20 protein-coding genes are annotated in these 22,620 nt (G+C 66.1%); 14 read left to right on the plus strand and 6 right to left on the minus strand.

The window, feature by feature from the left end; genetic code table 11:
- The first annotated feature begins 12 nt into the window (after window positions 1–12).
- Window positions 13–738 (plus strand): rhodanese-related sulfurtransferase, encoded by a 726-nt coding sequence (locus IPF76_RS11510; RefSeq protein ID WP_366499567.1) that lies wholly within the window; start codon window positions 13–15, stop codon window positions 736–738.
- Window positions 739–903: 165 nt separating this feature from the next.
- Here the strand turns inward: IPF76_RS11510 and IPF76_RS11515 are convergent, their stop codons facing one another.
- Both IPF76_RS11515 and IPF76_RS11520 read right to left on the minus strand, forming a co-directional pair.
- Entirely contained in the window at window positions 904–2,241 is a 1,338-nt protein-coding gene (locus IPF76_RS11515; protein ID WP_293843894.1) for a caspase family protein, read from the minus strand.
- Window positions 2,242–2,259: 18 nt separating this feature from the next.
- The gene (locus IPF76_RS11520) at window positions 2,260–2,883 is read right to left on the minus strand and encodes a class I SAM-dependent methyltransferase (protein WP_293843897.1); all 624 of its coding nucleotides are present in this window, start codon (window positions 2,881–2,883) and stop codon (window positions 2,260–2,262) included.
- 93 nt (window positions 2,884–2,976) lie between these two features.
- Between IPF76_RS11520 and trxB the strand changes: the two genes are divergently transcribed.
- Window positions 2,977–3,942 carry a thioredoxin-disulfide reductase gene (trxB, locus tag IPF76_RS11525; protein WP_293843900.1) on the plus strand — a complete coding sequence of 322 codons (966 nt, stop codon included), beginning with the start codon at window positions 2,977–2,979 and terminating at the stop codon, window positions 3,940–3,942.
- A gap of 1 nt (window position 3,943) precedes the next feature.
- Here trxB and IPF76_RS11530 read toward each other — a convergent pair whose 3' ends face one another.
- The 4 genes from IPF76_RS11530 to IPF76_RS11545 form a co-directional block, all read right to left on the minus strand.
- Window positions 3,944–4,753, minus strand: a complete 810-nt coding sequence (locus IPF76_RS11530; RefSeq protein ID WP_293843903.1) for a hydrolase 1, exosortase A system-associated — start codon at window positions 4,751–4,753, stop codon at window positions 3,944–3,946.
- Window positions 4,738–5,424, minus strand: coding sequence for a hypothetical protein (locus IPF76_RS11535; RefSeq protein WP_293843906.1), 687 nt, complete (start codon window positions 5,422–5,424; stop codon window positions 4,738–4,740). Before IPF76_RS11535 ends, IPF76_RS11530 begins: the two co-directional genes overlap by 16 nt.
- 115 nt (window positions 5,425–5,539) lie before the next feature.
- Window positions 5,540–5,806, minus strand: a complete 267-nt coding sequence (locus tag IPF76_RS11540; protein WP_293843909.1) for a phosphopantetheine-binding protein — start codon at window positions 5,804–5,806, stop codon at window positions 5,540–5,542.
- Window positions 5,803–6,759, minus strand: coding sequence for a GNAT family N-acetyltransferase (locus IPF76_RS11545; protein WP_293843912.1), 957 nt, complete (start codon window positions 6,757–6,759; stop codon window positions 5,803–5,805). Before IPF76_RS11545 ends, IPF76_RS11540 begins: the two co-directional genes overlap by 4 nt.
- Window positions 6,760–6,833: 74 nt before the next feature.
- Here IPF76_RS11545 and IPF76_RS11550 point away from each other — a divergent pair, with 74 nt between their 5' ends.
- The 12 genes from IPF76_RS11550 to IPF76_RS11605 all read left to right on the plus strand — a co-directional run bounded on the left by IPF76_RS11550 (window position 6,834) and on the right by IPF76_RS11605 (window position 22,578).
- A complete protein-coding gene (locus tag IPF76_RS11550; RefSeq protein WP_293843915.1) occupies window positions 6,834–8,366 on the plus strand; it encodes an acyl-CoA ligase (AMP-forming), exosortase A system-associated in 1,533 nt (510 codons plus the stop codon).
- Window positions 8,363–9,592, plus strand: coding sequence for a pyridoxal-dependent decarboxylase, exosortase A system-associated (locus tag IPF76_RS11555; RefSeq protein ID WP_293843918.1), 1,230 nt, complete (start codon window positions 8,363–8,365; stop codon window positions 9,590–9,592). The genes IPF76_RS11550 and IPF76_RS11555 overlap by 4 nt, the downstream gene beginning before the upstream one ends.
- Window positions 9,593–9,766: 174 nt before the next feature.
- The gene (locus tag IPF76_RS11560; RefSeq protein ID WP_293844636.1) at window positions 9,767–10,423 is read left to right on the plus strand and encodes an XrtA/PEP-CTERM system exopolysaccharide export protein; all 657 of its coding nucleotides are present in this window, start codon (window positions 9,767–9,769) and stop codon (window positions 10,421–10,423) included.
- Window positions 10,424–10,472: 49 nt separating this feature from the next.
- Complete coding sequence (locus tag IPF76_RS11565) at window positions 10,473–12,020, plus strand: XrtA system polysaccharide chain length determinant (RefSeq protein ID WP_293843921.1); 1,548 nt, start codon at window positions 10,473–10,475, stop codon at window positions 12,018–12,020.
- Between the two features lie 14 nt (window positions 12,021–12,034).
- Entirely contained in the window at window positions 12,035–13,057 is a 1,023-nt protein-coding gene (locus tag IPF76_RS11570; protein ID WP_293843924.1) for a P-loop NTPase, read from the plus strand.
- Complete coding sequence (locus tag IPF76_RS11575; RefSeq protein ID WP_293843926.1) at window positions 13,057–14,769, plus strand: hypothetical protein; 1,713 nt, start codon at window positions 13,057–13,059, stop codon at window positions 14,767–14,769. Before IPF76_RS11570 ends, IPF76_RS11575 begins: the two co-directional genes overlap by 1 nt.
- 22 nt (window positions 14,770–14,791) lie before the next feature.
- Window positions 14,792–16,012 carry an XrtA/PEP-CTERM system-associated ATPase gene (locus IPF76_RS11580; RefSeq protein WP_293843929.1) on the plus strand — a complete coding sequence of 407 codons (1,221 nt, stop codon included), beginning with the start codon at window positions 14,792–14,794 and terminating at the stop codon, window positions 16,010–16,012.
- 45 nt (window positions 16,013–16,057) lie between these two features.
- On the plus strand, window positions 16,058–16,918 hold the full coding sequence (locus IPF76_RS11585; protein ID WP_293843932.1) for an XrtA system polysaccharide deacetylase: 861 nt from the start codon (window positions 16,058–16,060) through the stop codon (window positions 16,916–16,918).
- Between the two features lie 17 nt (window positions 16,919–16,935).
- Entirely contained in the window at window positions 16,936–17,982 is a 1,047-nt protein-coding gene (locus IPF76_RS11590; RefSeq protein ID WP_293844639.1) for a FemAB family XrtA/PEP-CTERM system-associated protein, read from the plus strand.
- Between the two features lie 10 nt (window positions 17,983–17,992).
- A complete protein-coding gene (locus IPF76_RS11595; RefSeq protein WP_293843935.1) occupies window positions 17,993–19,198 on the plus strand; it encodes a TIGR03087 family PEP-CTERM/XrtA system glycosyltransferase in 1,206 nt (401 codons plus the stop codon).
- On the plus strand, window positions 19,195–20,673 hold the full coding sequence (xrtA, locus tag IPF76_RS11600; protein WP_293843937.1) for an exosortase A: 1,479 nt from the start codon (window positions 19,195–19,197) through the stop codon (window positions 20,671–20,673). The genes IPF76_RS11595 and xrtA overlap by 4 nt, the downstream gene beginning before the upstream one ends.
- 9 nt (window positions 20,674–20,682) lie before the next feature.
- Window positions 20,683–22,578, plus strand: coding sequence for an XrtA/PEP-CTERM system amidotransferase (locus tag IPF76_RS11605; RefSeq protein WP_293843940.1), 1,896 nt, complete (start codon window positions 20,683–20,685; stop codon window positions 22,576–22,578).
- Window positions 22,579–22,620 lie beyond the last annotated feature (42 nt).

Consider the following 22,620-nt stretch of genomic DNA (forward strand, 5'->3'; position numbering starts at 1 on the left):
CATGGCGCGCCGATGATCCAGGTTGCCGCCCTCTATCGTTTCGCGCCGTTCGACGATCCCGCCGCGTTGCGCCAGCCGCTGATCGACCTGTGCGCCGCGCAGGGCGTGAAGGGGACGGTGCTGCTGGCGCGCGAGGGGGTGAACGGGACGATTGCGGGGAGCGGCGATGGGGTTGCAGCAGTGCTGGGCCACATCCGCGCGCTGCCGGGTTGCGCCGAGCTCGACGTCAAATATTCGGCGGCGGCGGCGATGCCGTTCAAGCGGCTGAAGGTGCGGCTGAAGAAGGAAATCGTGACGATGAAGGTCGCGGGGCTCGACCCGGCGCGCGATGCCGCGCCTTATGTCGATCCGGCCGACTGGAATGCGCTGGTCGACAATCCGGAGACGGTGCTGATCGACACGCGCAACGGGTTCGAGGTGGGGTATGGGAGCTTTGCCGGGGCGGTCGACCCTGCGACGAATAGCTTTGGCGAATTTCCCGACTGGTGGCGCGCCAATGCGGCGCGCTTTGCGGGCAAACGGGTTGCGATGTTCTGTACCGGCGGCATCCGCTGCGAAAAATCGACCGCGTTCTTGCGGCATGAGGGGGTCGAGGATGTCGTCCACCTGAAGGGCGGGATATTGGCGTATCTGGAACAGGTCCCCGCGGAAGAGAGCCGCTGGCAGGGAAGCTGTTTTGTCTTCGATGAGCGGGTGAGCGTCGGGCATGGGCTGGTCGAGGTGGGGGAGAAGGAATAGGCGGCGGATTTGGTGCAGAAACGGCCCTCTAAACCTCGTCATGCTGAACTTGTTTCAGCATCCATCCCCTGAGTTCTCGTCTTACGCCGCGGTAAAGGAAACGACCAGCCATGGAGCCTGAAACAAGTTCAGGGTGACCAGATAAGAGGCGGCAGGTTTCGGTCGCTAGCTGACCGTCAGCGTGTACGTCACCCGGTAATCGCTGGCATCGCCGTCGAGCGTCCGCGTGAATGTCCCCCGTGTTTCGCCGAGGTTGATCGTCCCGATATTGTCGCTGCCGCCGATGTCGTCGAATTCGCGCAGCTGCAGGCTGACCGGCTGGTCGAACTCGAAGCTCTGGTTCACCGCCCAGCTTTCACCCTTCTTGATCGAGTAAATCTCGCTCTTGCCCTCGGGGAAGCGCTGGCCTGTGTTGAAGCGCAGGAACAGCTGGTCGGGGAGGCCGAGGCCGAGGCGGCCGGTCAGCTTGATGCATTCGACGCGAACGTTGGTCAGGTTGAATCTGCGCGCCGCGGGGCGAGCAGCTGCTGCCGGTTCGGTCATCGTGGTCATCGTGACGGGTGCGGTGGCGCCTCCCGGAGTTTTCAGCAACCGGCTGATATTGTCGCCCGCAATGCCCGCATATTTGCCCGCTGGAAATTCGGCGAGATAGGCGCTGAAGCCGCGGACGTTGTTTTCCGCGAGTGCGCCCTTCCACACCAGCTCCTCGAGCCCGCTGCGATCGCCCGAAGCTGCGGGCGCCGCGGTCGGGGTGGCGCGCGGGACGAGATAGACCGGGGTGCCTGTGATGCTGGCGCTGACGAACGGCCGCTGGCTGCCGCCGGTCGCCGCGAGCACATCGTCGCGGATCAGGCCGCCGAGCAGCTGGACTGGCAGGTCGGGCTGCGGCAGCCGTTTGGCGAGCGAGGTCGCGAAGGGCGAATTGCCCGTCGTGCCGTCGGCGGCGGTCTGTCCCGGCGCGGCGGCGAAGATGACGAGGACATCGTCGGCCTCGACCCCCGCCAGTCCGCTCACCACCGCGCGCGTGCCCGATCGCCACGAGCGACCGAAGGGGTTGTTGCGGCACGAATCGAGCACGACCATGCGGATCTGCGCCCCCGACACCGATTCCATCAATCGATCGAGGTTGATCGCCTCATAGGGCAGGTCGAGGTCAGATTTCAGCTGCGCGTCGGTCGGGATCAGCCAGTTCTTGCCCTGCGCCTCTATCCCGTGCCCGGCGAAATAGACCATCGCGACATCGGCGCCGTCAGCCTTGGCGCGAAAATCACGCATCGCTTTCTGGAAATCATTGACCGACACGTCGGCGGCAATGGTGACGTCGTCGAAGCCCGCCTGCCGCGCCGAGGCGGCGATGATCTTGATGTCGTTGACCGGGTTGGCGAGGCGGCTGGTGTTGGCATAGTCGCTGTTGCCGATAACCAGCGCAACCTTGCGCGCTTCCGCCGCGTTCGGCGCGATCACGAACAGTGCGGTGAGGGTGATCAGCCAGAATCGCATCATCTCGCAAACCTCTCTGTGTCAGGCCACCCGCGCCGTGCCATATTCGTACCAGCCGAACGGGCGCGGGGTTTTGGGGATGTAGGCGGCCGCCTGGCGGTCGACGGCAAAGCCCGCCTGTGCGTAAGCGCCGGAAATCAAGCGGGTCAGGTGGCAATTGCCGCCGATGCGTTTCCACACCGGCTCGATCCGCCGCTGCCATTTCGCGACGCTTGCATCGGGGGCGGCGCCATGTTCGAGGAACAGCGCGGTGCCGCCTGGCTTCAGCACACGGCGGATTTCGGCGAGCACCGCCGCCTGATCGGCAACCGAGCAAAGGGTGAAGGTGGTGACGACGGTGTCGAAGCGGCCGCTGGCGAACGGCATCGCCTCGCCGACCCCGCCCTGGATGTCCGCTACCATGCCGCGCGCCTGCGCCGCCGCGCGGCTCATCGCGAGCAGTTCGGGCGACGGGTCGAGGCCGGTGAAGCTGGTCACGCGGGCGGGGTCGTAGAATTCCATGTTGATGCCGCCACCGCAGCCGAGCTCCAGCACGTCGCCGCTGGCATGGGGCACAACCTGACTGCGCACCTTCATGATCTGCCCCTGCGAACAGGCGCATTTGATCAGGCGCGGCACCCCATGACGTTCCCACCAGCTTGCCATTTATCGGACTCCCCTTGGCGTGGAAGGTGACCCTTGCTAGCGCGGTTGGCAACACCCATCTGTGCGTGTCCGCACAGCCTTTGAAAGACCGTCATGCCCAGCATTCACCACACCAAGATGCTCATCCTCGGCTCCGGCCCCGCGGGCCTGTCGGCCGCCATCTATGCCGCGCGCGCGGGAATGATGCCGATCGTCGTGCAAGGGTTGCAACCCGGCGGCCAGCTGACGATCACCACGGACGTCGAAAACTATCCCGGCTTTGCCGAGGTGGTGCAGGGACCGTGGCTGATGGAGCAGATGACGGCGCAGGCGACGCATGTCGGCACGAGCATGATCTGGGACACCATCGTCGACGTTGACCTGTCGCAGCGGCCGTTCAAGATCACCGGTGATGGCGGCGATGTCTATATGGCCGAAACTTTGGTGATCGCGACGGGTGCGCAGGCGAAATGGCTGGGCGTGGCTGGCGAGCAGGAGTTGGGCGGCAAGGGCGTTTCGGCGTGCGCGACGTGCGACGGATTCTTCTATCGCGGCAAGAAGGTCGTGGTGATCGGTGGCGGGAACACCGCGGTTGAGGAGGCGCTGTACCTGACCAATCACAGCGATGACGTGACGCTAATCCACCGCCGCGACCATCTGCGCGCCGAAAAGATCTTGCAGGACCGGTTGCACGCCAATCCGAAAATCAAAGTGCTGTGGAACAAGCGCGTCGAGCGTTTCGTCGCGGGTGAGGGCGTTTCGGGGCTGGTCGGGGTCGATTTGATCGACACGGTGACCGGCGAGGCGAGCCATGAGCCGACCAATGGCGGGTTCGTGGCAATTGGCCACAGCCCGTCGACCGAGCTGTTCAAGGGCAAGCTGCCGCTGGATAGCGATGGCTATCTGGAAGTGACGCCGGGGACGTCGCTGACGTCGATCCCGGGGGTGTTCGCGGCGGGTGACGTGACCGACAAGGTGTATCGCCAGGCGGTCACCGCGGCGGGCATGGGCTGCATGGCGGCGCTGGATGCCGAGCGGTTCTTGGCCGAGGCGGAGTATAAGGCGTTGGTCGACGCTTAGTTCAACCTCGCAATGACGACGATTTAAGCGCGGTGAGTATTCGCGCTTTCAGCCATTCTCCATCATTCCCGGTAAAGCTGTGCGACGCGCTGTCCAGCCGTTCGACCGGCACCGCGCCCGGATGGCATTTTTCGACAAACGCCTGTGCCGTGCGGTCGCTGGTGGCGAGCAGGATCGTTGCGGGGCAGGGCAGAGTAGCGAGCGCTGCATTCAGGCGGGCCGGCAGGTTGTCGGGCGCGGCGGGTGCGGCGCGGCGTCCCAGTGCCGACAGGCCGCGCGCCAGCTTTTTGACGTCGATCTCGCCCTTGAGCAGCCGGAGCAGGCTTTTGGGGTCGGTCAGCCGCGACAGGTAGCGTGCGCGGATCGCTGCGGCGGGAGGAAGTGCAGGTTCGTCGGTTTCTTCGCTATCGTCGTTTTCGTAAGTCCACGGATTGGCGAGGATTAGCGCGTCGAGTGCGAGCGGCTGGTGGAGCAGTAGCGCACTGGCGGCGTCGCAATTGCCGAAGGCGATGATGCGGGTCAGTTGCGGCGCGGCGCGGCGGAAGGCGGCGAATGCAGCGGCGATGTCGGGGGCGCTGCTTTCGTAGCCGCCGTTCTCGCCCTCGCTGTCGCCGATGCCGCGGCGATCGAAACGGAACACGGGGTGACCGGTTTCGGCGATCGTTTGCGCCAGCGTCGCCATGCCGCGATGCGCGCCGCTGCGGATTTCATTGCCGCCCGAGATGATGAGCAGCCCGGTCGTTCCGGGCGCGTCGTCGAGCGTCGCGGCGAGCGTGGCGCCTTCGCAGGAGAAGGTCAGCTGATGCCGCAAGTCGTGCTCCATGCGGAAATGTCGGCGGCGATGGCGGCGGCCATCGTAGCATCCTCGCCGGGTTCGGCGCGAAGCCATAGCGGGGTTCCGGCGACGGCGTCGGCGCCGCTGCCGAGGGTGACGGTGCGGAACGGGGCGACGGGGTGGATTTCGGCGGCACCGAGCTGAGCGATCATGGCGGGGGAGAGTTTGTTACCGGCGAGGAGCAGCGGTGCGGTAGCGGCTTCGGCTTGCAGACTGTCTAGCGACGAGGTCACGCTGCCTTCGCGATCGGCTGCGACCCGCGCGCGCATTAGGGTGCGGAGCAGCGAGGCGCCGCCGACGGGGGCCAGACGCCACCAGGCGGCGGCCTTTGCGTGGTGATCGATTAGCGCCCCGCCGCGCAGCGAGGCGATGATCAGCGGGCCGTCGATGGTGGCTGCGGCATCGGCGAGCACGTTTTGCCAGATGGCAAGATCTACCTGTTCGAGCGGGACGAGGCTTTCGTTCTGGCCGGGGAGGTCGGGCAGCAATGTGGCGAAACCGTCGGCGGCCAGCGCGCGCATTGCGAGGACGAGGGTGCGGCGGCTGCGGTTGGCTTCCTCGAACAGCGGCGGGACGAACAGGATCGTGGCACGCGGGCTGCCGGCGGGGGTGATGTGGAGGATATGTTCGGGGGCGGCGGTGGCCATTCGCGTGCTCCCTATCGTCATCCCGGCAAAGGCCCGGATCTCACCGCGGCGTAAGTCGCGACGGCGAGATCCGGGCCTTCGCCAGGATGACGATAAACAGAGGGAGGCGTGGGCTTCAATCGGTCACCTTGCGCAGCGAGAAGGCGAGCAAATTGCCGTAGGTTTCAAAGATCTCGCCGTCGATCTCATCATCGTCGATGAGGATGCCGAGGCGGTCCTCCATCTCGGTCAACACTGTCGCCACCGCCATTGAATCGAATTCGGGGAGGGCGCCGAACAGGCCACTGTCGTGGGTGAGCGCCCCGGCGCGGTTTTCGCCAAGGCCCAGCACGTCTGCGAGCAGGGCGCGGAGGGTGGCGTCGACGGAGCTGGGTTCAGTCATGGGGCTTTCCTCAGGGCAGAACGGGCAAAGGCCTTTAATGCCGGTCCCCATGCCGCGACGCGCGACGGATTGAAAGCCTCGATCCGCCACAGCGGGTCGTGGCAGTTCATCCAGTCACGCTTGTAGGCGTCGTTGCCGGTGCCGAAGTCGATGCGTTTGACGCTGTCGATCTCGATCACATGGCGGAACAGCGCCGCGGACAATAGCGTGCCGGGGGAGGCTTTCAGACTGTCCTCGACATGCGCCAGCTTGTGGATGAAGGCAGTTCCGGCCTCGACAGTCCAGAACTGCGCGGCGACGGGGATGCCATCGATGCGCGCGATGCCCATCCGCAGGCGGCCGCCTGCGCCCTCGGCCTCGGCAAAGGCGCGGAGCAGCGCGGGGTGGCCTTCCTCGGGTTTCCAGCTCGCGGCGTAGATGTGTTCGTAAGCGGCCCAGCTGCCATCATCGAAGGCGGTGAGCAGCTGGATGTCGACGACGCCCTTTTTCGCCTTGCGCTGGACGGTGCTGCGCAGCGCGCCGGGGCGGCTGGCCCACCAGGCGTCGTGACCCATATCGCCGAGGTCGAGCCAATGACGGTCGCCCGCGGGCGTTGCTTTGACCCACCAGCCCGCGGCGCGGAGCGCGGCAATGAGGTCGTCGGGATCGCTGACGGGGTAGAGCGTCAGGTGCGTGGCGGTGCGGCGGAGATTGTGGAAGAGCGCGCGCAAGGCGGGGCCGCGGTCGCCGTCGCCGGTGTAGAGCGGGCGGATGGCGAAGCTGTACCAGTTGGTGAGGCCCGCGGCATCGCCCGGCTTTTCGATCCGCAGCGGCAGCCATGCGGTGACGCCGCCCGCGCGGCCGTGCGCGTCGATCCGCCCTTGCCCGGCAAAGCCATAAGCTTCGAGCAGGTCAAACCAGGTGGCGCGGTCGAAGGGCGAGGCGAAGCCCGCCGCGCGCGCTGCAACGGGCATGCGTTCATCGTTAGCGTGATCTTCACCGTTCCCTTGCATGGTGTCGCCCTCTATCACTTCACTCCTAACAGCCGATGACCAAAGCCGAAAAGCCATCTTCGCGACCGATCGACCATCTCGCCCGCTGCGGCGCGCCGGAGGCGGCTGCCTTGCTGATCGGCGATGGGGGCATGACCTTTGCCGAACTCGATGCCGGGGTCGGGCGGCTGGCGACGTGGCTGTGGGAACATACGGGCGGGCCGGGCGAGCGGGTAGCGAGCTGGAGCGCGAAGACGCGGCTGGCGTGCCTGATGCCGCTGGCGGCGGCGCGCGCGGGACTCGTACATGTGCCGGTCAATCCGCTGCTGAAAGCGCCGCAGGTCGCGCATATTCTGGCCGATAGCGGCGCGAAGCTGCTGATCACCAATAGCGCGCGCGCCGAGATGCTGGGCGACGGGCAGCCCGCGGGCTGCGCGGTGGTGGATTTGACAGTTGCCGAGGCGGTGATCGTTTCGGACGGGGAGAGGTTGACGCCGTCGGTGGCCGATCCCGACGATCTGGCTGCGATCCTTTATACGAGCGGATCGACCGGGCGGCCGAAGGGGGTGATGCTGAGCCATGCCAATCTGTGGCTGGGGGCAGAAAGCGTTGCATCCTATCTGAAGATCGTGCCCGAAGACCGGGTGCTTGCGGTGCTGCCGCTGAGCTTCGATTATGGGCAGAACCAGTTGTTGTCGGCCTGGTATGCGGGCGCCGCGGTGGCGCCGCTCGATTATCTGACCCCGCGCGATGTCGCGAAGGCGGTGGCGCGGCATCGCGCGACGACGCTGGCGGGGGTGCCGCCTTTGTGGGTGCAGCTCGTCGAAAACGACTGGCCGGCCGAGGCCGCGGCGCATTTGAAGCGGCTGACCAACAGCGGCGGGGCGCTGACGCCGTCGCTGATCGACGCGATGCGCGCGACGTTTCCCGGTGCCGACATCTATCCGATGTACGGGCTGACCGAGGCGTTTCGATCGACCTATCTTGAGCCGAAATTCGTTGCCGATCATCCGAACTCGATGGGGCGCGCGATTCCACATGCGGAGATATTGGTGTGCCGCGCCGACGGAACGATCACCGCCGATGAGGAGCCGGGCGAGCTGGTGCATTGCGGGCCGCTGGTCGCGCAGGGCTATTGGCGGGATGCGGAGCGAACCGCGCAGCGGTTCCGGCCGGCACCGCGCGCGTCGGAATATGGCGGGATGGCGGTGTGGTCGGGCGACACGGTCCGCCGCGACGCCAATCATCTGCTCTATTTCGTCGGGCGCGACGATGCGATGATCAAGACCGCGGGCAATCGCGTCAGCCCGACCGAGGTCGAGGATGTGGCGGTGGCGTCGGGGTTGATTTTCGAAGCCGTTGCGTTTGGGGTGCCCGATGCACGGCTCGGCGCGGCAATCATCCTGATCGTGCGCGGCAAGGGCGGGGTCGCCGATGAAGCGGGCCTGGCCGCCTATCTGCGGCAGAGCCTGCCCAATTTCATGCAGCCGCAGGCGATCGAATGGCGCGATGCACTGCCGCGGGGCCCCAATGGCAAACTCGACCGGGTGGCAATTGCCGCCAATTGGGCGCATGAGGTGGCGGCATGAAGCCGCACGGCCCCATCCCGCCCGGCTTTGCCGCCGATGACGATGGCATGCTGCTGATCGGCGGTGACCGCGCTGACTCGCTCGCCGATGTGACGGGCGATACGCCGCTGTTCGCTTATGACAGCGCGATGCTGACCGCACGGGTCGCCGAATGGCGCGCCGCGATGCCCGCCGAGGTGCAGCTCCATTTTGCGATGAAGGCGAACCCCTATACGCCGCTGCTGACGTTCATGGCGCGGCTGGTCGACGGGTTCGACGTCGCATCGGGCGGCGAGTTGAAAATCGCTATCGACAGCGGGATGGCGGCGGCGCGCATCAGCTTCGCCGGTCCCGGCAAGCGCGACCGCGAACTGGAAGCGGCGATTGTCGCGGGAGCGACGCTCAATCTGGAATCGGCGGGGGAGGCCGCGCGGGCGCTATCGATTGCGGCGCGGATCGGGGTGACGCCGCGGCTCGCGGTGCGGGTCAATCCCGACTTCGATCTGAAAGGGTCGGGGATGAAGATGGGCGGCGGCGCCAAGCCGTTCGGGGTCGATGCGCCCGAGGTTCCGGCGCTGGTCCGGCGGCTGATCGCTACAGGCGCCGACTGGCAGGGTTTTCATATTTTCGCGGGATCGCAGGCGCTTGATGCCAACGCGATTGCCAATACCCAAGCGCAGACGGTCGCACTGGCAGCGTGGCTGGCGGATGAGATTGGCGCCACGCCGCCGCTGGTCAATCTGGGCGGCGGGATGGGGGTACCGTATTTTCCGGGCGACAAGGCGGTCGACGCGATGGCGGTCGGTGCGGCGCTGGGCGAAACGCTTGCGGGGCGCGCCGACGTGCTGGCGGGCAGCCGCTTTGCGATGGAACTCGGCCGCTGGCTGGTCGCCGAGGCGGGGGTCTATCTGACCCGCGTCGTCGACCGCAAGACGAGCCATGGCGAGACGTTTCTGGTCACCGATGGCGGGCTGCACCACCAGCTGGCGGCGAGTGGCAATTTCGGGACGGTCATCCGGCGCAACTATCCGATTGCGGTCGCCCATGCCTTTGGCGCCGAGCCCGCCGAGACCGTCTCGGTCGTCGGCTGCCTTTGCACGCCCCTCGACCGCCTCGGCGATCAGGTCGGGTTGCCATATGCCGACGTCGGCGACCTGATCGCGATTTTCCAGGCGGGAGCTTATGGGGCCAGTGCGAGCCCGGCCGCCTTTCTGGGGCAGGGACCGGCGCGCGAAATGCTCGTCTGAGTCGGCGAAAACTTGTTCCTTAATGGGACAGTTCTGCCGATGTGCTAGTCAAACCTATCTCAATACTAACTCTATGTTCACCCTTTTCGCGCAAGGGTGGAAGCTGACGCAATGACGGTTGCCGCGGGGTTTTGGACCGCGGCGGCTGCCCGCGGCACGAAAGGTTGATTGATGATGGCTTCGTTCCCCTCGCTTCGCGTCGCCCGCGCCGCGCTTGTTTCCGGTATCGCGGCGACTGCGCTCTCCGGCTGCGCCAGCGGCGGCGGCAGCGCGCCGCAGCTGCCCAGCGCGAACTTTGTCCAGAATCAGGAAGGGCCGGGCGAGGAATATATCATCGGCCCGCTCGACGAACTCCAGATCTTCGTGTGGCGCAACCCCGAACTGGGCGGCAAGGTGCAGGTGCGCCCCGACGGACGGATCACCACCCCGCTGATCACCGACATGCCCGCGGTCGGCAAGACCCCGACGATGTTGCAGCAGGACATCAAGCTCCAGCTGAGCCAATATATCACTGACCCGATCGTCAGCGTGATCGTCACGACCTTCAACAGCACCTTTTCGCAGCAGGTGCGCGTCGTTGGCGCGACCGAAAAACCCGCTTCGATTCCCTTCCGCGCCAACATGACCGTGCTCGACGCAATGATTGCAGTCGGCGGGCTGGGCGAATATGCCGCTGGAAACAAGGCACGACTCGTCCGTTTCGACAAGGGCAGCGGCAAGCAGCAGGAATTTGGCCTGCGCCTGAACGACCTGATCAAGCGCGGCGATATCAAAGCCAATGTGCGGTTGCAGCCCGGCGATGTCATCATCATCCCCGAAAGCATGTTCTGAACCAGACCGACCGCCGGTAAACCCATCTCCCAAGGATTGATCGCAACCGATGACCAGCCTTTACGACGAATTCCGGGTGGCGCTGCACAGCGTCTGGACGCGCCGGTGGCTGGTTCTGGCCGTGGCTTGGGGCATCTGCATCCTCGGCTGGCTGGCGATCGCGTCGATCCCAAACCGGTATGACTCGCGCGCCCGCCTGCTCGTCGATATCAATGAAATTCTGCCCGACGATCCGCAGGGCGGCAGTTTCGGCGGGCGTCAACGGATCGACCAGATCCGCGAGACATTGACGAGCGCGCGCAACCTGGAAAAGGTCGCGGCGACGACCGGCCTGCTCCCCGCAGGTGCGGGCGAGCGCGAGAAAGCCAGCGCGGTCGCGATGCTGCAAAAAGACATCAAGGTCGTGCCGCAGCAGGACAATATCTTTGAAATCACCTCGAGCATCGGGGTCGGCAGCCTGTCCGACGCCGACAATGCCAAGCTGGCGTCGGGGGTGCTCGACAGCCTGATCACCGTGTTCCGCGACGATCAGCTGCGCGGCGGGCGGATGAACGCGCGTGAGGGGCTGAAATTCCTCGATGCGCAGATCGCCGATCGCGAAAAGGCGCTGCGTGAAGTTGAAGCGCGCCGCGCCGCGTTCGAAGCGCAGAACATTGGGCTGATCCCGGGTGGTTCGGGCTCGCCGGCGCAGCGCATCGATACGGCGCGCGCCGAACTTGGTCAGATCGATTCGCAACTCGTCTCGGCGCAGGCGCAGCTTGCAGCAGCGAATGGCCAGCTTTCCTCGACCCCCGCGACGATCAATGTCCCCGGCATGGGCAGCGTCGGCGGCGGCGTCGCGCGGCAGCAGTTGGCCGGCGCCCAGAACGAACTGTCGTCGATGCGCGCGCGCGGGCTGACCGACGCGCACCCCGACATCATTGCGCTGAAGAGCCAGATCGCTTCGCTGAAGGCCATGGCCGACCGCGAAGGCGTAGGAGGCGGCGGTGGCGGCAATTCGCAGAACCCAGCCTATGCTTCACTCGCCGCGATGCGCGCCGAGCGGCAGGCGACGGTCAGTGCGCTGAACGCGCGCAAAGCGCAATTGACCGGCGACATCACCCGCATCACCAGCCAGCAGATTCAGAACCCCGGCATCGCCGCCGAATATGACCGGATCAACGGCGAATATACCGCATTCAAGGCGCAATATGACAAGCTTCTGGGTCAGCGCGAACAGGTACGGATGCGCGGCGACGTGCAGACCGAAACCGACGCGATCAAGATCGAACTGCTCGATCCGCCGACGAAGCCAACCAGCCCCGCGGCGCCCAACCGGCCACTGTTCCTGACCCTCGTCCTGCTCGCCGGCATCGGCGGCGGTATCGGTGCGGCCTTTGGCCTCGCGCAGGTCCGCACCAGCTATGCGACCGCGGCGAAGCTGGAACGCGCGAGCGGATTGCCGGTGATCGGGTCGATCACCGAAGTGGTAACCCCTGAACGTCATGTCGAACGGCGCAAGAAGCTGGTGTGGCTGGCGAGCGGCGGGGGGGCGCTGATCGGGCTCTACGCGCTGCTGCTGGTCGCCGAATTCATCCAGCGCGGCATGGTTGCGTGACGGGGGACGATGACATGAACGACCAACGCAAAGTCAAGCGCCCGCCCTCGCTCCTCGAACGCGCAGCCGACATGTTCGGCCTCGATCCCGCTGCCAATGCGCCGACGATCGACGTGTCGAGCCTGCCGCCCGAAGCGCCCAAAAAGGCGAAGAAGGTTAAGGCCGAGCCGGTCATCGGAACGCCTTCGATCGAGATCCTTGATCCCGTTGTCGAGGCCGCACCGACGGTCGAAATGGCGCCGACGCCCAAGCCTTCGCCGCGCAAGGATGTCGCCAAGGCGGCGCCCGCAGTGGTGCCGGCGCGGCAGGGGACGATCGATCGCGCGCGGCTTGCGTCGCGCGGGATGATCGTGCCGGGCACCCCGGTCACGGGCATTTCCGAAGAATATCGCATCGTGAAGCGCGAACTGATCCGCAATTTCGGCGGCGTCGCCAATCGGCCGATCCTGCCGCGCGGTCACCGCGTGCTGATCGCATCGGCCAATCCGGGCGAGGGCAAAACCTTTTCGGCGGTCAATCTGGCGCTCAGCCTGGCGGTCGAGGCCGATCACGACGTGCTGCTGATCGATGCCGACATTGCCAAGCCGAGCGTTCTCGAAGCGCTGGGACTGGACGATGGTCCGGGGTTGATGGACGCGCTCGCCGATGCGCACCTGCCGCTGGGCGATTGTCTGATCCAGACCGATATTCCCGGGCTGAAGGTCATGCCCGCAGGAACCGGACATATGCACGACACCGAATTGCTCGCTTCGGCACGCACCGATGCGTTGCTGGCGCAGCTCGAACAGGGCGTGCCGGGGCGCATTCTGATCATCGATTCGCCGCCGGTGCTCGCGGCGTCACCCGCCGCGGTGCTCGCGGGGCATGTCGGCCAGACGATCATGGTCGTGCGCGCCGATGAAACATTGGAATCCGCACTGCGCGACGCGATCGGCCTGATGGGCGCGTGTCCGCATATCCAGCTGCTGCTCAACGGCGTGAAATATTCGCCGGGCGGCCGCCGCTTTGGCACCTATTACGGACAAGGAGGCGCGTGATGCGCACCACCACCACCCTGCGTCATATCGGCGTGCTCGCGGGCCTGCTGCTCGCGGGGACGGCGACGGGCGCGCACTCGCAATTTTCGGGCGACCCTGGATCCGGCGCCACCGATACGCCGACGAGCGCCCCGGCGGCCGAACCGGGCCGCGCGGCGAAGCGCGCCGAAGGTCGCCGCAACCAGCGGCAGGTCGATGTCAGCCCCTATCTGGAGGTCGGCCAGGTGCTGACTGCCGATCTGAAGAATGGCGGCGACGTCTTGACATATACCAATGTCGCAGTCGGGGTCGATGCGGCGATCGTGACCAATCGCGCGGAGATGGCGGCGACGCTGCGTTATGAGCATCGCTTCGGGTGGAACGGCGGGCTTGGCGATGCAGATACGATCAGCGGGCTGGCCCGCGGCCGGATCGAAGCGGCGCGCGGCCTCAATCTTGAGGGCGGCGCGCTGGCTACCCGCACGCGTGCCGATGGGCAGGGCGCCGACAGCGGCCTGTTCATCGGCAACGCCAGCAATGTCGCGAACCTTTACTCGGTTTATGCCGGGCCGACCTTGACGCGCCGGATTGGCGGGCTCGACGTCGGCGCTGGCTATCGCTTTGGCTATACCAAGGTCGATGTCGATGAGCCGGCGATCCTCGCCCCGGGCAGCCAGCCGCAGGATATTTTCGACAGCTCCACCAATCACTTTGCCTGGGCCAGCGTCGGCGCGCGGCCCGGCGACCTGCCGTTCGGCTGGCAGGTGTCGGGCGGCTACGAACGCGAAGATGCGAGCCAGCTCGATCAGCGGTTCGAGGGCAAATATGCCCGCGCCGATGTGACGATGCCGATCGGCCCGACCGTCGCGCTGCTCGGCGGGGTGGGTTATGAGGATATCGAGATCGGTCAGCGCAACCCGGTCATCGGCACCAATGGCGTGCCGGTGCGCGATGCGAACGGTCGCTTCATCACCGACAAATTGACCCCGCGCCAGCTGTCGTTCGACACCGACGGGCTAATTTGGGACGCCGGGGTGATGTGGCAGCCGAGCCGCCGCACGTCGGCGACCGCACGCGTTGGCCGCCGCTATGGCGATACGATCTACACCGGCAGCTTTGCCTATCGCGCCGACCATGCAACGACGATCCAGGTCGGCGTCTATGACGGGCTGTCGAGCCCGGGCCGCGGCTTGTCGGGCGGACTTGCGGCGCTGCCGACGCAGTTCGATCCGACGCGCAACCCGATTGGCGGGACGATCAATCCGTGCGTGTTCGGGCAGGACGGCGGCGGCTGTCTGAACAACCAGCTCGGCAACGCGACCTCGGCGCAATATCGCAGCCGCGGGGTGCAGGCGACGATTGGATCGCGCTTCGCGGGCTGGAGCTATGGCGTCGGCATCGGATATGACCAGCGCAAGCTGCTGGCGCCGTTGCTGTCGCCGATCGCCAGTCTGAACGGGATCAAGGACGAGAATTACTATCTCTTCCTGTCAGCGGGGCGCCAGCTCGACGTCGATTCGGACCTCAGCCTGACGGGTTACGTCAATTATTTCGACAATGGCGCGCCGGGGGCGAGCGATGTCCAGTCGGCGGGTCTGTCGGCTTCCTATGCACGGCGCTTCTGGCGCGGGCTGACCGGGACCGCGGCGGCCAGCCTCAACGCCTTTGATCAGGACGGCTTCAACAGCCAGCTTATTGGTTCAGCTTTGGTGGGACTGCGTTACAACTTCTGACCGAGCAACGGGAATTTCAGCGATGTACGATCAATTCTATGGTTTCACCGGGCGTCCGTTCCAGCTGACGCCAGACCCGCATTTCTATTTCGAAAGCGGCACGCACCGCAAGGCGATGTCCTATCTGGGCTATGGGCTGGCACAGGGCGAAGGCTTCATCGTCATCACCGGCGACGTCGGCGCGGGCAAGACGACGTTGGTCGGGCATCTGATGAACACGATCGATCCCAACCGCTTGACCGCGGTCAAGCTGGTGTCCACGCAGGTCGAAGGCGATGATCTGCTGCGTCTGGTCGCCGAACAGTTCGGCATCGAGTGGGAAGGCGAGAGCAAGGCCGAACTGCTTCGGTCGATGGAGCAGTATCTGCGCGAACAGGCGCGCGCGGGAAAGCGCACGCTGCTGATCGTCGATGAGGGGCAGAACCTTGCCATCTCGGCGCTCGAAGAATTGCGAATGCTGTCGAACTTCCAGCTCGGCGGCCATTCGCTGCTGCAGATTTTCCTGCTCGGCCAGCCCGAGTTTCGCCAGACCCTGTTTCATTCGCCGACGCTCGAACAGCTGCGCCAGCGGGTGATCGCGACGCATCATCTCGACCCGATGGAGCCCGAAGAGGTCGAACCCTATATCTTGCACCGGCTGGGCAAGGTCGGCTGGACGGGCAACCCGAGCTTCAGCCCCGATGCGTTCGAGGAAATTTTTGACTATTGCGAGGGCGTACCGCGCAAGCTGAACGTGCTGGTCAGCCGCCTGTTGCTCTACGGCGCGGTCGAGCAGATGACGCGGATCACGGCGCAGAATGTGCGTTCGGTGGTCGCCGAGATTGAAGCCGACCGCGGTATCGACGCATCGACGCTGGCGCCGTTGCCGGTCGAACAAGTCGTTGCGGCTGCCGCCGCTGCGGTTGCGCCGACGCCGACGTCGTTTGCGGCGCCGACCCCCGCCAACGAAACCGCGCTCGAATGGCCCCAGCGCGCTGCCGACGGGCGCCCGCCCTTTGCGGAGCCTGCGCCGACCCGGCCGGAGGCCGACGTACTGGAGCTGATGCCCGATGTGGCCCCGGCTACGGCGGCGATCGATCCCGAGCAGCTGGCGGCGCTCGAAGCGCAGATCGCTTCGCTCGAAACGCGGCTGGTTGAACAGGATGCGGCGCTGCGCCGCGTGCTCGATCTGCTGATTGAATGGGTCGAGCGCGATCCCGAGAATGCGCCGAACCCGGCAACATCGCAGACCTGGGCGGCCTGACAGCGGACGCGAAATCGGCTATCCGGTCGACGAAGGTGAGAAAAGATGCAGAACGGCCTGTCGGTCGATGTCGAGGACTGGTTCCAGGTCGGCGCCTTTGAGCGCACGATCGACCGCGCCGACTGGCCGACGCTCGAGGGCCGCGTCGAGGCGAATTGCGACGCGGTGCTGCAGATTTTTGCCGATGCGGGGGCAAAGGGGACATTCTTTACATTGGGCTGGGTCGCGGAGCGCTATCCGGCGCTGATCAAGCGGATCGTCGGCGCGGGGCATGAACTCGCGAGCCACGGCTATGATCACAAGCGCGTGTTCAACATGACCGCCGGCGAATTCGCTGCGGACCTCAGGAAGACGCAGACGATCCTCGAGGATCTCGGCGGGCTCGCGGTGCGCGGCTATCGCGCGCCGAGCTTCTCGGTCGATACGCGGACGCCCTGGGCGCACGCGGTGCTCGCCGAACAGGGCTATGCCTATTCGTCGAGCGTCGCGCCGGTCGTGCACGATCATTATGGCTGGCCGCAAAGCCCGCGCCACGCGTGGCGGCCGTTGCTGGATAGCGATCTGGTCGAATGGCCGGTGACAACCGCGCGCTTTGCCGGGCGGACGCTGGCAGCAGGGGGTGGCGGCTTTATGCGGATGCTGCCCTATGGCTTCACGCGCTGGGCGATCGCGCGAATGAACGCCGAGGGCCATCCGGCGATCCTCTATTTCCATCCGTGGGAAATCGATCCCGGCCAGCCGCGCGTTGTCGATGCGCCGATCAAGTCGAAGATCCGTCATTACAGCGGCTTGGCGGCGATGGGTGGCAAGCTGAAGAAACTGCTCGCCGATTTCGAATGGACGCGCGCCGATGCGCTGCTCCCCGCGCAGCAGCAGCGTGCCGCGCCGTGGCGCGCGGCGGCGTGAATGCGCCGATCCGTCCGATGAAGGTTGGTTTTTCCGCGGCGCCGTTGTCCGACGCGGCGGCGTGGGATGCCTATGTCGCGGCGCATCCTGACGCGACGCCGTTTCACAGCCGCGCCTGGTGTGAGGCGGTCACCGCGGCGACGGGGCATGTTTGCCATCCGGTGACGGCGCGCGGTGCGGGCGGGGTGCTGACCGGGCTATTGCCGCTGCACCATGTCCGCTCGCCGCTGTTCGGGCAGGCGTTGGTCGGCAGCGGGTTTGCAGTGAATGGCGGCATCCTGGCCGATGATCCGGCGGTTGCGGCAACACTGGCCGAGGGTGCAACGGCGATGGCAAAATCGCTCGGCGTCCCGTCAGTCGAACTGCGCGGCGGTCTGCGGCCGGATGGCGAGGGCTGGCGACGCGAGGAGGGCGTTTATGCCGGTTTCGCGCGCGATCTCGCCAGCGACGACGATGCCGAATTGCTCGTGATCCCGCGCAAACAGCGCGCCGAGGTGCGCAAGGTGCTGGAGAGCGGATTGTCCGTGACTACCGGGCGCGACGCGGCGGAGCGAAGGGACCATTATCGTGTCTATGCCACCAGCGTCCGCAACCTCGGAACACCGGTCTTCCCCAAAGCTCTGTTCGATGCGGTACTCGATGCGTTTGGCGATGATGCCGATATCTTGACCGTGCGGCAGGACGGGCGTCCGGTCGCTAGCGTGCTCAGCCTGTATTGGCGCGGCACGGTGATGCCCTATTGGGGTGGCGGAATCGCCGACGCGCGGCGGCTGCGCGCCAACGAACTGATGTATTTCGCCTTGATGCGCCATGCCCGGGCGAAGGGCTGCACGCGGTTCGATTTCGGGCGGTCGAAGGTCGGCACGGGGCCGTTTAGCTACAAGAAGAATTGGGGTTTTGAGCCGCAGCCGCTTGTCTATGGGCGCTGGCTGGCGCCGGGCGAAACGCCGCGCGACACCAATCCGAACAGCGCCAAATATCGGTTGCAGGTCGATCTGTGGAAAAAGCTGCCGCTGTGGGCGGCGAACCGGATCGGGCCGCTGATCGCGCGCGGGATTGGGTAAGTCGCGGGTGATGCCCGAAATTCTGTTCCTCGTTCACCGCGTGCCCTGGCCCCCCGACCGCGGCGACCGGATCCGCAGCTGGCATATGTTCGAGGCGCTGGCGAGGCTGGCGCCGGTGCACGTTGCGGCGCTCGCCGACAACGCTGACGATGCCGCCATCGCGCGCGAGAAGATGGCGCCGCTTTGCAAGAGTTTGGCGATCGAATCGCGCAACGTGTCGCGCCCGGTGGCGCTCGCGCAGGCGGTGCTGCGCGGCGAGCCGGTATCGAACCGGCTGTTCAAAAATGCTGCGCTCGCGCGGCACGTCGATGCGTTGGTTCGCGGTGGGGCAATCACCCACATTGTCGGCTTCTCGGGTCAGATGGCGCAATATCTGCCCGCCGATTTCGGCGGACCGGTGCTGATGGACTTTGTCGATGTCGATTCGGCCAAATTCGCGACCTATGCCGAGCAGAACAAGCGCCAGCCGCTGCACTGGGTGCATCAGCGCGAGGCGCGGGTACTCGGCGCTTATGAGGCGGCGGTGGCGCGGCGCGTCGATGCGAGTCTGTTCGTCAGCGAGGCCGAAGCGGCGCTGTTCCGGGCGCGCAGCGGGCTCGGCGCTGACACGGTGCGTGCGGTTGAGAATGGCATCGACACCGCGCGGTTCAATCCGGAGCTGATTTTTGATGCGGTCGATGGCAGCGAGGGGCCGCTGGCGGTGTTCACCGGCCAGATGGACTATCGCCCCAATATCGATGCGGTGCGCTGGTTCGCCACCGACATTCTGCCGCTGATCCGTCAGCGTCACGCGGCGGCGCGGTTTGCGATCGTCGGGCGGGCGCCGACCGACGAAGTTCGCGCGCTCGCCAAGCTCCCCGGCGTCGTCGTGACCGGCGAAGTTCACGATGTGCGGCCCTGGCTTGCCGCCGCCGATGCGGTGGTCGCGCCGCTGCTGCTGGCGCGCGGGGTGCAGAATAAATTGCTTGAGGCGATGGCGATGGCGCGGCCGGTCGTCGCCAGTGCAGCGGCAGCCGAAGGGATCGACGCGGCTGCGGGTGAGCATCTGCTGGTCGCCAGTGACGCCGAGAGTTTGGCTGCCGCCGTGGGGTCGCTGTTCGATGACCGCGAGGCCGCGGCCAAGATGGGGCAGGCGGCGCGGGCGCGGATGATCACGCGCTATGGCTGGGACGCGCGGCTGGCGCCGCTTGGCGAGCTGCTGGGGCTATCGGCATGACGTTGTGGCAACGCCATCTGGGCGCATTCGCCCTGTTGTCGGCGGCGATCCTCGCGATTTTCTGGCGCGACGCCGCCGATATGGCGGGGATCTGGTGGCACAGCTCGACCTTTACCCACTGCCTGCTAATCGTGCCGATGATTGGCTGGCTGGTGTCGCAGCGGACCGCGCTGCTCCGTCCGCTGACGCCCGCTTTTTGGGGGCCCGCGCTCGTCTGGATGGCGGGGGCGGGGCTGGTGTGGCTGGTCGGCGAGGCGGCAGGCGTCGGACTGTTCCGCCAGCTCGGGCTGGTGCTGATGCTCCAAGGCGCGATCGCGGTGACGCTGGGCGAGAAGCTGGTGCGCGGCTTGCTGTTCCCGATCGGCTATACGCTGCTGCTCGTGCCGTTCGGCGAAGAATTGGTGCCGCTGCTCCAGACCTTTACCGCGCATATCAGCGTCGTCCTGCTGCACCTGTCGGGCATTTCCGCCGAAATGGAGGGGGTGTTCATCACGACGCCCGCTGGATTCTTCGAGGTTGCCGAGGAATGTTCGGGGGTCAATTTCCTGATCGCGATGCTCGCCTATGCGGTGTTCGCGGCGCATCTGTGTTTCAAAAGCTGGACGCGGCGGATCGTCTTTATCGCCGCGGCGCTCGCGACGACGATTTTTGCCAATGCGCTGCGCGCTTATGGCACGATGGTTGCCGCCGAAATCTGGGGGATCGAAGCGGCGGGCGGCATCGATCATATCTTCTATGGCTGGATCTTTTTCGGGCTGGTGATCGTGATCGTGATGCTGGTGGCGCGGCGCTGGTTCGACCGGCCTGCGAACGATGTCGCGGTCGATATGAGCGGGCTGGAGGGTCCGTTGCGCTTTGCCGGGTCGGCGAAGGCGGTGTTGCCGATAGCGATCGCTATCCCAATGATCTTTGCGAGCTGGGCATGGCTGGTCGGCGGGCGCACCGCGCCATTGCCCGCGACGATGGCGGTCGACACGCCATCCGGATGGCGTGAGGCGCGAGCCGACGGCGTGGCATGGACGCCGCGCTTCGACGGCGCCGACCAGCGGCTGCTGCGGCACTTTGTCGATGCTGAGGGGCGCCGGGTGACCGTCGCGATCGGTGGCTACGAACGCCAGGCCGAAGGGCGCGAGGTCGTCGCGTTCGGGCAGGGCGCGGTCGATCCCGACAGCCAATGGGCGTGGAGCGCGTGGCTGCCCGCAGTCGAGGGCGCGAAGACCGAACGGCTGCTGCACTCCGGGCCGGTGCTGCGCGATGCGGCGACCTGGTATGTCGTTAGCGGCACCGTGACCGGCGACCCGCGCCGCGCCAAGCTGGCGGGACTGAAGACGCGGCTGCTCGGCGGCGATCCGCGTGCGCTGTCGCTGATCGTGTCAAGCGAGGAGCGGCTCGGCGGGCGCGATGCGATGGAGGATTTCGTTTCCGCGTCGGGCGGAGCCAAGGCAATGGCTGACCGCGCACTCGAAACGCGTTAGAGCACCGATATGTGTGGGATCGCGGGCATCTATCATCTGGAGACGGCCAAGCCGGTCGATCCGGCGCGGCTGCGCGCGATGCTGTCGCCGATGCAGCACCGCGGCCCCGATGGATCGGGCGAATGGACTGCCGCCGGGGTCGGGCTGGGCCACCTGCGCCTGTCGATCATCGACATCGAGGGCAGTCCGCAACCGATGGCGAGCGATGATGAGGCGGTGACGCTCACCTACAACGGCGAGATCTATAATTTCCGCGAGCTGCGCACCGAACTGGAGGATCGCGGGCATCGGTTCCGGACCAGCGGCGATACCGAGGTCATCATCGCGGCGTGGCGGCAATGGGGGCCGGATTGCCTGTCGCGGCTGAACGGCATGTTCGCCTTTGCCATCCACGATCACCAGCGCGGCTGTCTGTTTCTGGCACGCGACCGGTTGGGGGTGAAGCCGCTGCACTATGCGCGGCTGTCCGACGGGTCAGTGGCGTTTGCGTCCGAACTGAAGGGGCTGCTGCGCAATCCGCTGTTGCGGCAAGAAGCCAATCTGACCGCGATCGAGGATTTCCTCGCTTTCGGTTATGTTCCCGACGACAATTGTATCGTCGCCGGGGTCGAGAAGCTGCCCGCGGGCCACTTCCTTTTGCTCGAACGCGGCAAGCCGGTGCCCGCGCCGACGCGCTGGTGGGCGCCCGATTTTTCAAAGCGCATTAGAGCTTCCGAAGGTGAGGCGGCCGAGCATCTCGTTCACCTGATGCGCGCCGCGGTGACTGACCGGATGGTCGCCGACGTGCCGCTCGGCGCGTTCCTGTCCGGCGGGGTCGACAGCAGCGCGGTCGTTGCCCTGATGGCCGAAGCGAGTTCGAAGGCGGTCAAGACCTGCACCATCGGCTTTGATCAGGCGGCGCTCGACGAGACCGAATATGCTCAGCAAATCGCCGAGCGGTTCGCGACCGATCACCGCATCCGGACGGTGTCATCGGGTGATTTCGCGTTGGTCGACACGATCGCCGATCACTTCGACGAGCCCTTTGCGGACGCCAGCGCGCTGCCGACATATCGCGTGTGCGAACTGGCGCGCGAAGAGGTGACGGTGGCGCTGTCGGGCGACGGCGCCGACGAGGCGTTCGCGGGCTATCGCCGGCTGGTGTTCCAGCATCAGGAGGAACGGTTGCGCGGGCTGATCCCAGGCTTCCTGCGCCGCGGAGTGCTGGGGCCCCTGGCGAAGGTGTGGCCGCAGATGGACTGGGCGCCGCGCCCCTTGCGCGCCCGCGCGACGCTCGCCAGCCTGTCGAAGAGTGGCGCCGAAGGCTATGCCGAGGCGGTCGGGGTGACCGGAATGGGGCAACGCTCGCGCCTGTTCAACGACGCTGCCCATCATGCGCTGGGCGATCATGTCGCCGAGGCCCGCTATTGGAAAGCGATGGCCGAGGCGCCGGCCCGCGAACCGCTCGACCGCGCCCAATATGCCGACCTGATGATCTGGCTGCCCGGCGACATCCTGACCAAGACCGACCGGATGAGCATGGCGGTGAGCCTGGAAGCCCGCGAACCGCTGCTCGATTACCGGCTGATTGAATTTGCCGCGAGCCTGCCCGCGTCGATGCGCGTCAAGCGCGGGACCGGCAAGGCGATCATGAAGCAGGCGATGGAACGCTATCTGCCGCATGACATCCTGTATCGACAGAAGATGGGATTTGTGACCCCGGTGTCGCAATGGTTCCGCGGGGCCTTGGTCGAGCAGGCGCGGGGGCTGGCGACGTCGTCGACGCTGGCGCGGTCGGGGTGGTTCGACATGGCGGAGATCGAACGCATCGTTGCGGCGCATCAGTCGGGGCGGCGCGACCACGGGCGGTTGATCTGGCAGTTTTTCATGCTGGAGAAATCGCTGGCGAAATTATTCGGGATATAGCTCCCCTCCCGCTTGCGGGGCGGGGACAGCGGAATCGCCACT

The organism is Sphingopyxis sp. (assembly GCF_016704835.1).
In the GTDB taxonomy this organism is placed as follows: domain Bacteria; phylum Pseudomonadota; class Alphaproteobacteria; order Sphingomonadales; family Sphingomonadaceae; genus Sphingopyxis.

What these genes read in the sequence shown, in the direction of transcription:
- IPF76_RS11510 (WP_366499567.1), top strand. Translation starts at nt 13, where the DNA reads ATGATCCAGGTTGCCGCCCTCTATCGTTTCGCGCCGTTCGACGATCCC.
- IPF76_RS11515 (WP_293843894.1), bottom strand. Translation starts at nt 2,241, where the DNA reads ATGATGCGATTCTGGCTGATCACCCTCACCGCACTGTTCGTGATCGCG.
- IPF76_RS11520 (WP_293843897.1), bottom strand. Translation starts at nt 2,883, where the DNA reads ATGGCAAGCTGGTGGGAACGTCATGGGGTGCCGCGCCTGATCAAATGC.
- trxB (WP_293843900.1), top strand. Translation starts at nt 2,977, where the DNA reads ATGCCCAGCATTCACCACACCAAGATGCTCATCCTCGGCTCCGGCCCC.
- IPF76_RS11535 (WP_293843906.1), bottom strand. Translation starts at nt 5,424, where the DNA reads ATGGCCACCGCCGCCCCCGAACATATCCTCCACATCACCCCCGCCGGC.
- IPF76_RS11540 (WP_293843909.1), bottom strand. Translation starts at nt 5,806, where the DNA reads ATGACTGAACCCAGCTCCGTCGACGCCACCCTCCGCGCCCTGCTCGCA.
- IPF76_RS11545 (WP_293843912.1), bottom strand. Translation starts at nt 6,759, where the DNA reads ATGCCCGTTGCAGCGCGCGCGGCGGGCTTCGCCTCGCCCTTCGACCGC.
- IPF76_RS11550 (WP_293843915.1), top strand. Translation starts at nt 6,834, where the DNA reads ATGACCAAAGCCGAAAAGCCATCTTCGCGACCGATCGACCATCTCGCC.
- IPF76_RS11555 (WP_293843918.1), top strand. Translation starts at nt 8,363, where the DNA reads ATGAAGCCGCACGGCCCCATCCCGCCCGGCTTTGCCGCCGATGACGAT.
- IPF76_RS11560 (WP_293844636.1), top strand. Translation starts at nt 9,767, where the DNA reads ATGGCTTCGTTCCCCTCGCTTCGCGTCGCCCGCGCCGCGCTTGTTTCC.
- IPF76_RS11565 (WP_293843921.1), top strand. Translation starts at nt 10,473, where the DNA reads ATGACCAGCCTTTACGACGAATTCCGGGTGGCGCTGCACAGCGTCTGG.
- IPF76_RS11570 (WP_293843924.1), top strand. Translation starts at nt 12,035, where the DNA reads ATGAACGACCAACGCAAAGTCAAGCGCCCGCCCTCGCTCCTCGAACGC.
- IPF76_RS11575 (WP_293843926.1), top strand. Translation starts at nt 13,057, where the DNA reads ATGCGCACCACCACCACCCTGCGTCATATCGGCGTGCTCGCGGGCCTG.
- IPF76_RS11580 (WP_293843929.1), top strand. Translation starts at nt 14,792, where the DNA reads ATGTACGATCAATTCTATGGTTTCACCGGGCGTCCGTTCCAGCTGACG.
- IPF76_RS11585 (WP_293843932.1), top strand. Translation starts at nt 16,058, where the DNA reads ATGCAGAACGGCCTGTCGGTCGATGTCGAGGACTGGTTCCAGGTCGGC.
- IPF76_RS11590 (WP_293844639.1), top strand. Translation starts at nt 16,936, where the DNA reads ATGAAGGTTGGTTTTTCCGCGGCGCCGTTGTCCGACGCGGCGGCGTGG.
- IPF76_RS11595 (WP_293843935.1), top strand. Translation starts at nt 17,993, where the DNA reads ATGCCCGAAATTCTGTTCCTCGTTCACCGCGTGCCCTGGCCCCCCGAC.
- xrtA (WP_293843937.1), top strand. Translation starts at nt 19,195, where the DNA reads ATGACGTTGTGGCAACGCCATCTGGGCGCATTCGCCCTGTTGTCGGCG.
- IPF76_RS11605 (WP_293843940.1), top strand. Translation starts at nt 20,683, where the DNA reads ATGTGTGGGATCGCGGGCATCTATCATCTGGAGACGGCCAAGCCGGTC.